Origin of the sequence: Microbispora sp. H10836, from assembly GCF_012999525.1 — a bacterium.
GTDB lineage: Bacteria > Actinomycetota > Actinomycetes > Streptosporangiales > Streptosporangiaceae > Microbispora.
In genome coordinates, this window is sequence record NZ_JABBWU010000009.1 from 154,407 (window position 1) to 168,843 (window position 14,437).

At 71.8% G+C, this 14,437-nt stretch carries 13 protein-coding genes; 2 read left to right on the top strand and 11 right to left on the bottom strand.

The features are described 5' to 3' along the window. Window positions 1–20 precede the first annotated feature (20 nt). Together HHX30_RS18410 and HHX30_RS18415 are read right to left on the bottom strand one after the other, a co-directional pair. On the bottom strand, window positions 21–1,871 hold the full coding sequence (locus tag HHX30_RS18410; RefSeq protein ID WP_169983204.1) for a CheR family methyltransferase: 1,851 nt from the start codon (window positions 1,869–1,871) through the stop codon (window positions 21–23). 9 nt (window positions 1,872–1,880) lie between these two features. Further along, window positions 1,881–2,906, bottom strand: coding sequence for a chemotaxis protein CheB (locus HHX30_RS18415; RefSeq protein ID WP_169983205.1), 1,026 nt, complete (start codon window positions 2,904–2,906; stop codon window positions 1,881–1,883). Between the two features lie 107 nt (window positions 2,907–3,013). Between HHX30_RS18415 and HHX30_RS18420 the strand changes: the two genes are divergently transcribed. Then, window positions 3,014–3,697, top strand: a complete 684-nt coding sequence (locus HHX30_RS18420) for an STAS domain-containing protein (protein ID WP_169983206.1) — start codon at window positions 3,014–3,016, stop codon at window positions 3,695–3,697. A gap of 78 nt (window positions 3,698–3,775) precedes the next feature. Here the strand turns inward: HHX30_RS18420 and HHX30_RS18425 are convergent, their stop codons facing one another. The 4 genes from HHX30_RS18425 to HHX30_RS18440 form a co-directional block, all read right to left on the bottom strand. Continuing rightward, the gene (locus tag HHX30_RS18425) at window positions 3,776–5,023 is read right to left on the bottom strand and encodes an ROK family transcriptional regulator (RefSeq protein WP_169983207.1); all 1,248 of its coding nucleotides are present in this window, start codon (window positions 5,021–5,023) and stop codon (window positions 3,776–3,778) included. A gap of 34 nt (window positions 5,024–5,057) precedes the next feature. Then, window positions 5,058–5,627, bottom strand: a complete 570-nt coding sequence (locus HHX30_RS18430) for a hypothetical protein (RefSeq protein ID WP_169983208.1) — start codon at window positions 5,625–5,627, stop codon at window positions 5,058–5,060. Between the two features lie 164 nt (window positions 5,628–5,791). Further along, the gene (locus tag HHX30_RS18435; protein ID WP_169983209.1) at window positions 5,792–6,208 is read right to left on the bottom strand and encodes a hypothetical protein; all 417 of its coding nucleotides are present in this window, start codon (window positions 6,206–6,208) and stop codon (window positions 5,792–5,794) included. 213 nt (window positions 6,209–6,421) lie between these two features. Further along, the gene (locus HHX30_RS18440; RefSeq protein ID WP_169983210.1) at window positions 6,422–6,826 is read right to left on the bottom strand and encodes a YchJ family metal-binding protein; all 405 of its coding nucleotides are present in this window, start codon (window positions 6,824–6,826) and stop codon (window positions 6,422–6,424) included. A gap of 372 nt (window positions 6,827–7,198) precedes the next feature. Between HHX30_RS18440 and HHX30_RS18445 the strand changes: the two genes are divergently transcribed. Continuing rightward, window positions 7,199–8,914, top strand: coding sequence for a carbohydrate binding domain-containing protein (locus tag HHX30_RS18445; RefSeq protein ID WP_211592183.1), 1,716 nt, complete (start codon window positions 7,199–7,201; stop codon window positions 8,912–8,914). A gap of 173 nt (window positions 8,915–9,087) precedes the next feature. Here the strand turns inward: HHX30_RS18445 and HHX30_RS18450 are convergent, their stop codons facing one another. The 5 genes from HHX30_RS18450 to HHX30_RS18470 all read right to left on the bottom strand — a co-directional run bounded on the left by HHX30_RS18450 (window position 9,088) and on the right by HHX30_RS18470 (window position 14,419). Next, on the bottom strand, window positions 9,088–9,570 hold the full coding sequence (locus tag HHX30_RS18450; RefSeq protein WP_169983211.1) for a hypothetical protein: 483 nt from the start codon (window positions 9,568–9,570) through the stop codon (window positions 9,088–9,090). 263 nt (window positions 9,571–9,833) lie between these two features. Beyond that, window positions 9,834–10,304 (bottom strand): lamin tail domain-containing protein, encoded by a 471-nt coding sequence (locus HHX30_RS18455; protein WP_169983212.1) that lies wholly within the window; start codon window positions 10,302–10,304, stop codon window positions 9,834–9,836. Window positions 10,305–10,436: 132 nt separating this feature from the next. Next, window positions 10,437–11,588 (bottom strand): YncE family protein, encoded by a 1,152-nt coding sequence (locus HHX30_RS18460; RefSeq protein WP_211592184.1) that lies wholly within the window; start codon window positions 11,586–11,588, stop codon window positions 10,437–10,439. A 436-nt stretch (window positions 11,589–12,024) separates the two neighbouring features. Then, window positions 12,025–13,407: a hypothetical protein gene (locus tag HHX30_RS18465; protein WP_169983214.1), complete on the bottom strand. Its 1,383-nt coding sequence runs from the start codon at window positions 13,405–13,407 to the stop codon at window positions 12,025–12,027. Window positions 13,408–13,477: 70 nt separating this feature from the next. Further along, entirely contained in the window at window positions 13,478–14,419 is a 942-nt protein-coding gene (locus tag HHX30_RS18470) for a ribokinase (protein ID WP_169983215.1), read from the bottom strand. Window positions 14,420–14,437 lie beyond the last annotated feature (18 nt).

A 14,437-nucleotide genomic window follows, 5' to 3' on the forward strand; every position in this document is an offset into this window, starting at 1 on the left:
GCCGCCGCGGGCCCGGAGGCTCACTCCCCCCTGCTCATGACCAGGATCAGCCCCTGAACCGACGCGTCGTCCTCGTGGAGCGGCGCCAGCGTGACCGCGAGCCGGACGGGACGGCCTCTGCGGTTGACGGCCTCGACGCTCACCGGGTCCCCCTGACCGTCGGCGGCCGGCGCGCCGTCCAGCACGCGCCGCGCCACGGGCAGCAGCGGGTCGAGGGGCAGGCCGATGTCGAGTGAGGGCAGGTCGCGGCCGTCGGCCTCGTCGGCGCGCAGCCCCCACATCTCCTCCGCTCCCCGGCTCCACAGCAGCACCCGCAGCTCCCGGTCGACGACGACGACCACGTCGCCGAGCGAGCGCACCACGGAGGCGACGAACTGGTTGGCCCGGTCGAGCTCCCGTGTCCGGACGTTGAGCGTCTCGTTGATCTGCTGGAGCTCGTCGTTGCTGGACTGGAGCTCCTCGTTCATCGTCTCCAGCTCCTCGTTGGTCGACTGAAGTTCCTCGTTGGTGGTCTCCAGTTCCTCGTTGGTCGACTGGAGTTCCTCGTTGGTGGTCTCCAGCTCCTCGTTGAGCGACTGCAGCTCCTCGTACGCGTGCTCGAGCTCCTTGTTGGCCTGCTCCAGTTCGTCGCGGAGCCGGCGATAGCGCGTGACGTCGTGGAAGTTGATCGTGACTCCGACGAGTTCGCCGGTCCTGTCCATGAGCGGGACGACGGCGACGTCGAAGACGCCCGGCTCCTTCGCGCCGGGGCGCTGCCAGGTGACGTCGTGAAGCTCGACCGTGCGCAGGTCCAGCTCGGCCTGCTCGATCAGCGACCGCAGCTCGACGGGCCGGTAGGACACCTCGAGGTCCTGGAACGGGCTGCCCACGTCGCGGGCCTGCAGGCCGAACATGACCTCGGCGCGGGTGTTGAGCAGGGCGAGCCTGCCCGCCGCGTCGAGCGTGATCTGGGCGACGGGACCGGAGGCGAGCGCCGCGCCCCGCAGTCGCGGAAGACGCGTGTTCTCCTCCGCCTGGGCCGCCGGCGGGTTCCAGCCGATGCGCGTCCCGCCCACAGGCTGGGGGATCTTCCTGAACAGACGCACGCGCAGGTCCACCGGCTCGAACCTGTCGCCGTGGTCGAGCAGCATCTCCGCCTTGCCCAGGAAGAGGTAGCCGGGGTCGGCGAGGGCGAAGTGGAACTTGCGGACGATGTTCTGCTGGGTCTCCGCGTTGAAGTACATCAGTGTGTTGCGGGCGAGCAGCAGGTCGACGCGGGAGATCGGGGCGTCCCTGGTGAGGTCGTTGCGGCCGAAGATGAGCTGGCGGCGCAGGTCACGGCGGAACGCCAGGCCCGCCCCCGTCGGCTCGAAGTACTTGTCCCGCAGCTCGGGCCGCATGTCGGCGACCTTGCGCTCGTCGTAGACCGCCGTACGGGCCACCTGCAGGGCCCTCTCGTCCAGGTCGGTGCCGTAGATCTTGACCCGTTCCCGGAACTCGTCCAGCCCCAGCTCCTCCGCCAGGGCGATGGCGAGGCTGTAGGCCTCCTCGCCGGTGGCGCAGCCCGCGCTCCAGGCCCGGATCGGCCGGCCGCCGCCCTTGGCCACGAGGACCGCGCGGATGGCCCTGTGCCGCAGGACCTGCCAGGCCTGCGGGTCCCGGAAGAACCCGGTGACGTTGATGAGCAGGCTGTCGAAGAGGGCCGCGAACTCGCCCGGCTCCAGCTCCAGGTAGTCGCGGTACTCTCCCGTCGTCTCGAGCTTGAGCGCCTCCAGCCGCCGCGCGATCCTGCGCTGCAGCGTGCTGCGCTTGTACCCGGTGAAGTCGAACCCCCGGGTCTCCTTGAGCATCAGCAGGAGGTCGTCGAACTCACGTTCCTCGCTGGTGACCATGGGTCCGCGCTATCGCCGCTCGGCGCCGTGGGTGACCGGGGCGGGCACCTCGCGGCCGATCTGACTCTGCAGGTGGCGCAGGGTCTCCAGGGCGTCCCGGTCCCGCGCCGTCTGCTGCCGCAGACGGCGGACCGTCAGAACCTGCCCGCGCTCCTCGGCGTGGCCCAGCATCCGCGTCAGGAGCCGCAACCGCTCCTCGATGCGCAGGATCGCCACCCAGAAGGCCCGCTCGACGGCCTCCGACTGCCCGTCGACCATGCTCTCCATCGACCAGGCGTGGCCGACCATGCACTGGTAGTGCCCGTTGGGGGGCGCGGCCACCTCGTACAGCGGTCCGTTGCAGTCCGGGCAGGTGAAAGCGCTCAACCGTCCGGGGGGCGGTTCCTGCGGGCGTGCCGAGAAGAACGCCGCCAGCTCGTGCTGGAGCCTCCGGTCCACCGCGACCTCCCCGGCGGCCCGCGTCCCGTCGCATTCCCGCACGATCCATTCCGCGATGCCGGGTACGGAGGACACCGCCGGCCGCCTCGTCGCGGCGATGGCCGCGCGCGGCATGCCGTCGAACGGGCTCTCCTCGGGGTCCTGCACGGCCACCAGCCCGCCCCGGCGCTCCACCTCGGCGCAGCCCCGTGCCCCGTCGTCGAGGGTGCCGCTCAGGATGACGGCGAGGGTCCGCGGGCCCGCGAAGGCGGCCGCGCTGAGGAACAGCGGGTCGGCTGCCGGGCGGTGCCCGTTGTGCCGGGGCCCCCGCGACAGCCGGACGTACGCGTCGTCCACCAGCAGATGCAGGTCCGGAGGGGCCACGTAGACGCGCCCGTGCCGCAGCGGCTCGCCGTCCTGCGCCGCGGCCGACTTCAGCGGTCCGGCGCGGTCGAGGATGCCCGGCAGGGCGCTGCCCGCACGCGGCGAGATGTGGAGGACGACCAGGACGGAGGCGGGCAGACCGGCGGGGAGGTTGCCGAGCAGCGTCCGCAGGGCCTCGATGCCTCCCGCGGACGCGGCGACGACCACGACGTCCCGCTGGACGAGCGCATCCATATTCGCCCCATATCCTGGAACTGCCGGAGTCATGCGGAGCGCTCGGAAAAGAAATTCGATCGCCCGGTGCCCGTCTCCCCGCCGCAGGCGGGGTAAGGAGGTCACCCATGAACCTGTGGGTGAAGGTGACGCAGCGCGAGTCGGACTCCGCCGTGGTGAGCGTCAGCGGAGAGATGGACCTCTTCAGCTGTCCGAGGCTCGAAGGGGTCGTCGCGGGGCTGATCGACGACGGCTGCGTGCACCTGGTGCTCGACGCGGTCCGCCTGAAGTTCAGCGACCTCGCCGGAGTGCGTGCGCTCGAGCGCGTGCACATCGCCGCCGCCGAGGCCTCCGGGGGCCTCATCGTCTGGGCGAGCCGCCCGCTGGGCCGGCTGCTCGCTCTCCTGTGGCCGGAGGGACGGCCGGACCGCCCCGCCGTCGTGCGCGCCGCGCCCATGACGCCCCTGGAGCGGCGGCTCGTGCTGCTGCCGGGCCGGGGCGAAGGGCTCGGCCGGCCTCGGGTGGCGCCCGTACGCCCCGTGGCGGCGGTGCCCCGCACGTCCGGGCAGGACCGGGAGAGGCTGCTGGAACACTCGCGGCTGCTGCGTGAGCAGGCCCGCACGCGCATGGCGACGATGCGGATGAGGGCGGAGTCGATCTGCGCGGGTCTGGCGGACGCGCAGGAGCGTCTCGCGGCCCTTCACCACGCGCTCGCGGATCGGCCGTGCTCCGGCCTGTCCTGCGACGGGGACTCCCACCTGGCGAAGGCGGACGATTTCCGCCGCCGGGCCGAGATCTTCGCCTGCCGCTGAGCCCCTGCCGTCGAGCCCTGCCGTCGCGGAGACGGCGCGGGGACGGCGCGGGGACGGCGCGGGGACGGCGCGGCGCCCTCAGAGCGCCAGCGCGCGCCTCCGGGCCGCCGCCCGGCTCGCGGCAAGGCGCCGCATCTCCGCGAGCACCTCCAGAGGGCCGGCCAGGAGTCTGGAGAAGGCCAGCTCGGCGGCGCCGACCAGCGTGACGTCGTCCCCGAGCGCCGAGACGCACAGCCGCACCTGCTCGCGGGAGATCACCATGGCGTTGGTCTCCACCCTGCGGCGGACCTGTGCCTCCGACCCCGGGTACACGTCCCGCAGCATCCCCCCGAAGATCACCATTCCGGGGTTGAAGAGGTTGATCAGGTTCGCCACGCCGATGCCCAGCCAGTCGCCGATCCGGCGCAGCGCCTCCTCCGCCGCCGCGTCCCCGCGCGCGGCGGCCTCCACCACCGCGCGTACGCCCTCGCGTCCGCTCAGCTCGTCCGAACGGCCCGCGGCGTCGATCAGGGCGTGCTCGCCGACCTCGGCCTCCAGGCAGCCGCGCGAGCCGCACATGCAGGGCCGCCCGTTGTACGGGTTGACCATCATGTGCCCCAGCTCGCACCCGTAGCCGCCGTCGCCGTCCAGCAGCTTGCCGCCGACGATGATCCCGCCGCCCACGCCGACGTCGCCGTGCAGGTAGATCAGGTTGTCGTAGCCGCGGCCCACGCCGCGGTCGCGCTCGGCCAGCGCACCCAGGTGGGCCTCGTTGCCGACGAGCACCGGCAGCCCGAGCCGGGCGCCGAGCTCGACGCCGAACGCCTGGTCCACCCACCCGATGTAGGGCCCGTAGCGGACGGTGCCGTCGGCGGGCCGGATCATGCCGCAGTAGGCCGCGCCGATCCCGACGCACACCGAGCCCGGCCGGGCGCCGCGCCGCAGCTCGCGGCCGAATCCCGCGAGCACGCCGACGACGTCCTCCAGGTCCGCGCCCGCGCGGGGCCTCACCGCCTCACGGCGGTCGAGGATCTCGCCGCCCAGTCCCACCCGGGCGGCGACCAGGCGGTCGACGCGGACGTCGAAGGCCAGCACGTGCGCCCGGTCGCGCTCCGGACGGACCACCAGCGACGGCCGGCCCGCCCTGCCGGTGTCCCCCGGCAGTTCCTCGCCGACCAGGCCCGCCGCGGACAGCTCGGCGGTCAGCGCCATGATGGTGCTGCGGTTCAGACCCATTCGGTCGGCCAGCTCCGAACGGGACAGCGCGCCGGACAGGTGCACGTGCCGCAGCAGGTCACCGAGGTTGCGCCGGCGAATCTCCTCTTGGGACCGACCGGCTTTCGACATGGTGCGCAATCCTGACGACTCGGGGTGATCCTCGTTAACGGGCCGTGGACAGAGGAGGGGACGCGTTCGCCCTTCCCACTGTCGAGGTTACCAACGGAGGCGTCCGCGGCGGAGTCCCGCGTCCGGCACGGGCACCCGGCCGCGCGCCGTCCGCGGACCCGTCCCCCGGTCCGCCGGGAGAGGCCGCCCGGTGCCGTGCCTTCGCCTTCGCCGGCGTCGCCGCCATCGCCCGGGGGGCCGGGGCCCGCACGGGCGCACCGCCCGCGTACGGCACGCCGAGCGCCTGCACGATGTCGCACCCGCGGTTACCCCTGCACATCGCGTTCTGGACGCCGGTCCCCCCGTTCGCGACGTTGATGGAGACCTGCTGCGTGCCGCGGCTGCTCGTGGTGTTCGAGGCGGTGAGCCCGGGCCGGGCGGCGGCCCGCTCGAAGGGCGCGGTCCGGAGCCCGGGCGCCTGCCGGCGAGGCGTCTCCCGCCCGTGGCTGCGCGTGTCCCCGGCGGCGGGGCCCGCGGCGGCCAGCACCGCCGCGACCGACGCGCAGGCGAGGAGACCGAGACCGGTCTTCCTCGAAGCCGTCCTGACGTACCACCGACACTTCATCGCGCGCTCCCGTGCTTTGGGCGGCCCTTTTCGCCCAGGCCGCCCCCAGGCTAGTGACGCGGCGGTTTTCCGCACCCGGCCCGCGCGATGTCTTACGGCATCGTTGCCATATCAGTCAGCACGACTCTCCCATTCGTGGAATTCACGGCCCCGCGTATCCCCGATCACCAGCCGTTGGAGGTGATGGGCATGTTCTGCCAGATCTTGCAGAGCCTCGGGCCGGGGCCGCAGAAGGCGCCCTGAGTGCTGACGCGCCCGCCGTTCGTGATGCCGGTCTGCTGCTGGCCGATCATGAAGGTCGGGGCGAACACGCCGTTGAGGTTCTGGTTGAACCTGCCGTTGCCCGACTTCGACTGCCGGGCCCTGGCCGACCCGCCGGACGCCACCTGCTCCCCGCCACCGCCGCCGTTGCCTGTGACGACGTGCGCCGCACCACGACGCGCGGAATGCGCGGCCGGGCTCGCGCTCGCGTCCTGGGCCGCGGCGGTCCACGCGATCGTGGCCACGAGAGCGGCCAGCGTCAGGCGGCGGGCCGTCACGGCCTGGAGCGGCCGCGAGCGGAACGTACAGCGGCGAGACATCGTGGCACGCACCTTACTTACCTACCAAGGCCATCCGGCGTGGGCTTTCGTCGCGGACATGAGCAACGCCGACGTCATACCCCGCGTCATGGCCTCGGCCTCGCTCATGCCGAGCGCGGCATGGATGATGACGCATTTTTTGTCGCTATGCCTTTAGACCCCGACATTCGACGCCTATACCGCTATCCAGGTGAATGTCCGGCCTTTGTGGATTTATTCGCCGATGGCGTCGAGATAGACCCAGGCGCCTTCGTGCCGGGCGAAGCGGCTCTGCTCGCGCATCTCGCCGGGCCGTCCCCGGTAGGCGTACCGGGCGCGGAAGGTGACGGTGCCGTCCGTGTGGATCGGACTCCCGCCGGTGACCGCCTCGATCTCCAACCCGGTCCAGCGCATGCCCCGCTCGAACTCGACCCGCGCCGGGCGGGTGGCGGGATGCCAGGTACGCAGCAGGTACGCCTCGTCCTCGACCGCGAACGCGGAGAAGCGCGAGCGCATCAGCGCCTCGGCCGTCGGCGCGGCCCGTCCCGCGTGGTACCGGCCGCAGCACTCGCCGTACGCCCGCAGACCACAGGGGCAGGGCTCGCCGGCTCGGGGCGCACGGCGGGAAGCAGGGCTCACCCCGCGAGGCTATCGTCCCCGGCCACCGGCCACGCGCCCCGGATCACCGCACAGCCCGGTAGCCGGAAACATTCTGAAAGTTGCTGCAAGCTCTTGCACAACAGGTGCCCGCTAAGTAACTTCCAGGCAACACCTCGGAAACCCGACGGAGGCCCCGATGGTGTGCCAGTCTCCCCGCGGCGCGAGGGCGCCGCCCGCCTCGTCCGTGTTCCGGCCGCCACGCGACGTCGATCGTCCGTGCCGCCCGGACAACCCCGCGCGTCCGCGGCACCGCGTGCGCCTCTCACAGGCGTGCGCACGAAGCGGGCCGGGTGTCGGCTCCACCCGGCCCGCGTTCAAGGGATCCCGATCCGATGTCCTGGAGACCCCTCTATGCGACTGTACAAAGCAATCGTCGCGGGCGCGCTGTCCGCGACCGTGGCGGCCGCCACCGCGGTGACGCTGCCCGTGCTCACCGAGACCGCCGCCGGCGCCGCGACCGGCCCCGGCGTGACCGCGAACCTGTGGAACTGGAACTGGAAGTCGGTGGCCAGGGAATGCACCGACGTCCTGGGCCCGGCCGGGTACGGCTCGGTGCAGGTGTCCCCGCCCGCCGACTCCATGTCCAAGGGCGGCTCGGTGTGGTGGGACGTCTACCAGCCCGCCCGCTACGTCCTGACCAGCAAGTTCGGCGACGAGACCGCGTTCAGGAACATGGTCGCCGCCTGCCACGCCGCGGGCGTGAAGGTGCAGGTGGACACGGTTATCAACCACATGACCGGGCAGGGCGCCACCAGCTACGGCGGCTACTCCTTCAGCAAGTACGACTACCCCGGCCTGTACTCCTCCTGGGACTTCCACTCCCCCACCTGCGGCATCAACGACGCCGACTACGGCAACAACGCCTGGCGGGTGCAGAACTGCGAACTCGTCGGCCTGTCCGACCTGAACACCGGCTCCGACTACGTGCGCGGCCAGATCGCCGCGTACATGAACAGGCTCACCGACCTCGGCGTGGACGGCTTCCGTATCGACGCCGCCAAGCACATCAGCCCCGACGACCTCGCGGCGATCCGGTCCAGGCTCAGGGGCTCGCCGTACATCCACCAGGAGGTCATCCACGGCGCGAACGAGGCGGTCCAGCCGAGCCAGTACACCGGCATCGGCGACGTGGACGAGTTCGTCTACGGCCGCAAGCTCAGGGAACAGTTCACCGGCCAGATCAAGTGGCTGCGGACCTTCGGCCAGAGCTGGGGCCTGTCGGTGGGCGACGACAAGGCGGTGGTCTTCGTCGACAACCACGACACCGAGCGCAACGGTTCCACCCTCAACTACAAGTACGGCGCCGCCTACAGGCTGGCCAACGTCTTCATGCTGGCCTGGCCGTACGGCAAGCCCAACGTCTACTCCTCCTTCACGTGGAGCGACGGCGAGGGCGGCCCGCCGTCGGCCGGTGGCGGGTTCGTCACCGACACCGACTGCTCCGGCGGCCGGTGGACCTGCTTCGACCGCGAGATGGCGGGCATGGTCGGCTTCCACAACACGGTCACCGGCACCCCGGTCGCGAACTGGACCGACAACGGGGGCAACCTGATCGCCTTCAGCCGCGGGAGCAGGGGCTGGGTGGCGATCAACAACGAGAGCGGCGGCGTCACCCGCACCTTCACCACCGGCCTGCCGGCCGGGACGTATCCGAACGTCGCGGGTGGCGGCTCGGTGACCGTGGACGCCGCGGGGACGGCGACGGTGACCGTCCCGGGCAGGAGCGCCGTCGCCATCCGCGTCGGCGCCCAGCCCTCACCCACGGCGACGCCGACCGGCGGCACCGCCACCGTCTACTACTACACGGGCTGGAACCCGGCCTACATCCACTACGGCGTCAACGGCTCCTGGACCACCGTCCCCGGCGTGGCCATGGACGCCGCCTGCGCCGGCTGGAAGAAGAAGACCGTGAGCCTCGGCACGGCCACCGCCTTCCAGGTCACCTTCAACAACGGCTCCGGTTCCTGGGACAACAACGACGGCAGGGACTACACCCTCGGCGCCGGCACCAGCACCGTGAAGAACGGGGTGGTCACCGGCGACGCCGCCAACCCCTGCGGCGGTTAGGCCGTACCGACGCGTCCCGGCCCGGACCGGGCCGGGACGCCCTCCGCCCGCGGGCCCGGGCGGGAGGCGGCGGCGAGGTCCCCGGCGTCGGCGGTCCTGATGGAACCGCCCGCCGGAGACCTCGCCGTTCGGTCATGGTTCACACTGTCCCCGGTGCGCTCCGGCGGCAGCGCTCAGTTGTAGGGGTTGTCGTAGGTGCCGGTGCTCTTCGTCCGCATCTGGTACTGCCCGTTGCTGCCGAACCACCCGCCGGTCACGTCGAAGCGGACGTTGCGGACGGTGCTGCCGAAGTTCACCTCGGCGCTGTACAGGTAGGCCTGCTGGCACCCGGGCATCGACGTCGGGCCGACCTGGGTCGGCCAGGCCGTGCTCGTGCCGTTCACGTTGATCGTGAAGTAGGGCTGCGGGTAGGCGTGCTGCCAGCACAGGCGCAGCGAGTAGCGGTACTTCGTGTTCCCGTCGTCGAACGCCACCGTGCCGTCCAGGAGGGCCAGCTGCGTCGCGTTGCCGTCGTTGCTCACCAGCTGCAGGTAGACCGGCTGGTCCGGGCCGTACGCCGCGTGCGCGGGGCTGAGCGGCAGGAGCGCGGCGGCGATCGCCCCGATGGCCATGGCGAACGACGCCGTGAGGCGACGTCCTCTCGAGCGTGCGGTCAATTCACACCTCATCCGTTGCAGGAGTGCGAGTGCCCGGAGGCTATGGCCGCGGCCACGGGCCGATCCAGCGGGGCGATCGCGGGGGCCGGATCCGGTCCGGCGTTAACGCGGCGCCCGGGGGGACCTTGCCGACGCCGCTCCGCGACGACCAGGACAGGGACGGCGGCGGAGCCGGTCGAAATCCCCGCGGGGCCGCTGAATGTTTCACATACGGTCATGCCACCGGGATCTCGCCGACCGGACCGCGGGGCCGCCGGTTCAGGTCAGCAGATCTTGTAGTCGTGCCGCGACGAGTTGTACGAGCAGGAGTCGACCAGCGCGCCGGAGGCGTCCCGCAGGTACGCCGCGTCCGCGGTCTGGTTCCAGATGTAGGCGAAAGTTCCCCCGCTCCTGCCCCAGTAGAGGGTGGTCGCGGTGTTCTTCCCCCTGCCGGTCCGCAGGGTGACCGTCTTCCCGGCTCCGAGGGTGAACCCGCCGAACGTGTAGACGTGGTCCGCTCGCCTCGTCCTGTCGCGGACGGTCCAGCCCTTGAGGCTCACGGCCTTCCTCGTCGTGTTCTTGATCTGCACGTACTCGCCGTTCAGGCTGCTGTTCGCGCCGAAGTCCGGCGAGCCGGGCGAGTCATAGTAGATCTTGGTGATCTGGACGGCCGGGCCCGCCGCGTAGGAGGGCTGGGAGACGGCGACCACGCCGGCGGCCACCACGGCGGCCGTCAGCAGGGATCGGGTACGCACGGAGTTACTCCTGGGATGGGGGGACACGATCGGAATCGATCATAATGATGACCTTTGATACCGATTCACCATCCCTGTATCGGTTCGGCATCCGGGGGCGCTCCCCGCGGCGGCCGGCCCCGAGCGCTCAGGTCACCGGAAGACACCCGTGTGGCCGAGCGAGTAGCGGCCGGGCTGGGGATACACGCACAGCCCGTGCGGCCCGGCGCCGACCCGGATGGTGCGGACGACTCTGCCGTCCCGGGTGTCGAAGACGTAGACGACCCCGTGGTAGCGACCGCTGAGCCACAGCTTCGTGCCGTCCGCCGACACGCCGCCCATGTCGGGCGAGCCCCCTCCGGGGATCCGCCAGACGTCCACCACCTTCCGTTTCGCGAACGACACGATCGACACCGATCCCTCGCCCCGATTCGACACGTACAGATGGCGCGAGTCGCGGCTGACGTAGAGGCCGTGCGCGCCCCGGCCGGTCGGCAGGAACCGCATGACCTTGTACGTCGCCGCGTCCACCAGCCACACCCCGTGCCGTTCCATGTCGGCGATGTAGAAGACGGTGCCGTCGGGCGACAGCTTCACGTCCTGCGGCATGCTCATGTGGCCCAGATGGATGTGCCGGATCACGCTCGGCGTACGCCAGTCGAGCACGACCAGGTCGCCGCTGAACTCGCAGCTCGCGAGGAACACCGAGCCGTCGGCGGTGAAGTCGCCGTGGTTGATCCCCCGGCAGGGCAGCGACAGCGAGCGCAGCAGCTTCATGCTGTGCGGGTCGCGCAGGTCGAGCTGGTTGTTGCGCTCCGCCATGACCAGCGCGTACGTGCCGTCCGGCGAGAAGTACAGGTTGTAGGGGTCCTCCACGGGCACCGGGCGGCCGGGCCTGCCCGTGCGGGGGTCGATCGGGGTCAGGGAGTTGCCCCGGTTGTTGTTCACCCACAGCGTCTTGAGGTCCCAGGACGGCACCACGTGCTGGGGCAGCGCCCCGACCGTGAAATGCCGCACGATGCGGTACGTCTCCGGGTCGATGACGTCGACCGTGCCGCTCTCGCTGTTGGGCACGTACACGAGAGAGCGGAAGCCCTTCACGACCGGGCTGAGCATGCCCGGACGGTCGGCCGCGTAGATGTCGACCTGATCCCGGCCCTTCGCCCCGACCGACGCCCGCGGCGACGGCCGGGCGGACGCCGTCGGGGCTTCGATGACCCGCGACGGTGCGGCCGGTGGCACGGGCGGCCCCGCCGCGCAGCCGGCGAGGGCGCATCCCCCCACGATCATCAGCGCCACGGTCACGGCAGCGGCTCCACGCGCTCGGTCCACGCCTGCCCCTTCGTCGCGGCGGGCTGTGCCCGGCCGGCCCCCGTACGGTCATGACCGGCCGCGCCGGGATCGGCACGACGCAGCGGGTCGGCGCGACGCTAACGCCCGCCGGGTGCGGTCCGAAGGCGGCTTTACCTGCTCTTGGCCGCCCTCAGGCGGGAGGGTGCCGGAGCGAGCAGGACGGGTCACCGGCCTCGACGTCCCGTAGCTGAGCCGCGATCGCGCGACCCGCCGGGGACGCGTCGGCCGGCGTGTGGTGGATCCACCAGCCCGGACCCCACCGGAGCACCTTGCCGTACAGGGGTGAGGACGAGACCGCTCTCGAAGTCCTCCGCCGACAGCCGGACATCACGCACGAGGGGATCCTCGTCGGCCGAGTGTTGATCGTCCACCGTACGCACAGCTCGCACTAATCACTGAGGCCCACAGGGCGGGAGCGGTGTTCGACCAACGGCCGGGCTCTGCCGGGATAGACCATCACGAGGATGTGCTGAGGTGTCCACGCTTTGAGATCGGGCCTGCGGTAGTGCACCCGGATCCGGTAGCGGCCCTTGCCCCGGAACGCGAGGTTGGGCAGGTCGTTCTGCCCAACCATGGGGTTCACGAGCCGGACCTGCCCGGTCGTGCTCTCGTAGCCGACCTCCACGACGTGGTCCCACCCCTTCAGCTCCAGCGGCGGCCGCCGCCGGTACGTCTCCAGAGTGAGGCAGATGTCGAAGTCCGAATGGCTGAGGATGATCAGGTGTCCCGGTCCGGCCGCCACCAGGCCGTTCTCCTGCGCTTCCCGCAGGAGGTCGTCCTCCCCCGGCGGCTGCGCCGTCGATTCGTCGTACTCGTAGGACTCCAGCACGCCGTAGTCGGTCCAGGTGCGGTCGCGGGCCACCCGCACGGGCGTGATCCGCGGCCGGTGCCGCGACGCGTCGCACACCCGCTGGTTCCTCGCCTCCTCGGCCTGGAAGTCCGCGTCTTCGGCGTCGAGCTTCGCCTGCACGTCGGCGGCGGCACGCGGGCAGATGGGCGCGATGAGATAGGCGTCCTCCACGCGGCCCCGATACGCACGGCATCCCGCGCGCCCGTACGCGAGCAGGTCGTGGTCCGACACTCCGTCGAACTGCCCGCCGGAACGGGCACCGCAGAGGAAGGCGTGCTCCCCCATGGCGACCTTCGTCCAGTCGTCCACCGGGCACGCCTCCAGCGGAGCGATCGGACCCTTCGTCAGGTCGGCCGCGGGCAGCAGCGCCAGCAGTCCCAGCACCGCCAGACCGGCCGTACCCCTTCGCAGGCGGCGGGAGGCGGCCAGCCGGCGGATCCGGTGGCGGGGAGTCCGGACGGCCGCCAGCACGCACAGCGCGGCCAGCGTGGGCGCGATGTCGGTGTCCAGGAAGAACATCGGGTCATCGGCTACGCTCCACATCCCGAGACAGTCCCGGTCGATGCCCATGTCCACCGCGAAGGCGAGCGGGGCGGTGCCGTAGACGACCAGCATGAGCGCCGCCTGGACCCGCGCGACGACCGTGCCGACGCGCGGGCGCCGGACCCGGACGCAGATCCAGTGGGCGAGAAACGCGACGACGACGCCAGGCAAGCCCGCGTACCAGAGCAGGGGCACCCAGTCGAAGACCGTCCCCCGTGCCGCACCCGCCCCCATGTTGGCTTCCCAGCCCGGGCAGAAGGCGTAGGCGGCGTCGATTCCCAGGAAGAAAGCCCCCTCCTGCAATGACAGGACGTAGGCGGCCCCGGCCAGGGCCGCCGTCAGAGCGGCACCCCACCACCAACGCGATCTCCACGACACGAGCCGACACGGTAGCCGCCCCCACCGACAGCGGACACCTGCCGCCGTCGGCTCTCGAGACCGGGACGCCTCAGCGGGCGGCTCCCTCAGCCTCGGCGTCGAGCAGTTCGTCCACGGCTTTCCGGTCGGGGAGCGAGGGGCTGGCGCCGGGCAGCGTGGTGGCGAGGGCCCCGGCGGCCATCCCCCGGCGGATGGCCGTGGCGGTGTCGAGGCCGGCCGCGAGGGCGGCGCCCACGAAGCCGGTGAAGGCGTCGCCCGCTGCGGTGGTGTCAACCGGGGTGACGGCGTAGGCGGGGAAGTGCCGGGTGCGCTCCGGGGTGACCGACAGGGCCCCGGCCGCGCCGAGCGTGATGAGCGCGTGACGCACGCCGCGGTCGAGGAACCAGGCCGCGGCCCGCTCGGCGGACGCGACGTCGACGACCTCCACCCCGGTCAGCGCGGCCGCCTCGCTCTCGTTGGGGGTGACGACGGCGACGTGCGGCCAGACCCGGTCGGGCAGCGGCTGCGCGGGCGCGGGGTCGAGCACCACGGTCAGGCCGGCCCGCGCACCCGCTTCGGCGGCGTGACAGGCGACGTCGGCGGGGGTCTCGAGCTGGAGCAGGAGCACGCTCGCCTTGTCGCGCACGGCCCCGATGCTCTCGTCCACCATCGCGGCGTTCAGGTCCGTGTTGGCCAGTGGAGTCATGACGATGTCGTTCTCGCCCGACGCGTCCACCCTGATGTGCGCGACGCCGGTGCGGCCGGCCACGGAGCGGACCTCCGTCAGCGCCACGCCGTGGGAGCGCAGCGCAGACGAGACGATCTCACCGAACGGATCCGTGCCGACGCAGCCGACCAGCCAGGTGGGCGCCCCCGCACGGGCGGCGGCGACCGCCTGGTTCGCGCCCTTCCCTCCGAGGACCAAGGTGACGTCGTCGCCGAGAACGGTCTCTCCCCGGCGCGGGAGGCGGCGGGTGAAGGCGGTGACATCCGCGGAGATGCTCCCGACGACGACGACACCTTGGGGTTCCATGACGTTCCTCCTGTTTCA

Coding starts and splice junctions, on each gene's coding strand:
- HHX30_RS18410 (WP_169983204.1), bottom strand. CDS start 1,871: ATGGTCACCAGCGAGGAACGTGAGTTCGACGACCTCCTGCTGATGCTC.
- HHX30_RS18415 (WP_169983205.1), bottom strand. CDS start 2,906: ATGGATGCGCTCGTCCAGCGGGACGTCGTGGTCGTCGCCGCGTCCGCG.
- HHX30_RS18420 (WP_169983206.1), top strand. CDS start 3,014: ATGAACCTGTGGGTGAAGGTGACGCAGCGCGAGTCGGACTCCGCCGTG.
- HHX30_RS18425 (WP_169983207.1), bottom strand. CDS start 5,023: ATGTCGAAAGCCGGTCGGTCCCAAGAGGAGATTCGCCGGCGCAACCTC.
- HHX30_RS18430 (WP_169983208.1), bottom strand. CDS start 5,627: ATGAAGTGTCGGTGGTACGTCAGGACGGCTTCGAGGAAGACCGGTCTC.
- HHX30_RS18435 (WP_169983209.1), bottom strand. CDS start 6,208: ATGTCTCGCCGCTGTACGTTCCGCTCGCGGCCGCTCCAGGCCGTGACG.
- HHX30_RS18445 (WP_211592183.1), top strand. CDS start 7,199: ATGCGACTGTACAAAGCAATCGTCGCGGGCGCGCTGTCCGCGACCGTG.
- HHX30_RS18470 (WP_169983215.1), bottom strand. CDS start 14,419: ATGGAACCCCAAGGTGTCGTCGTCGTCGGGAGCATCTCCGCGGATGTC.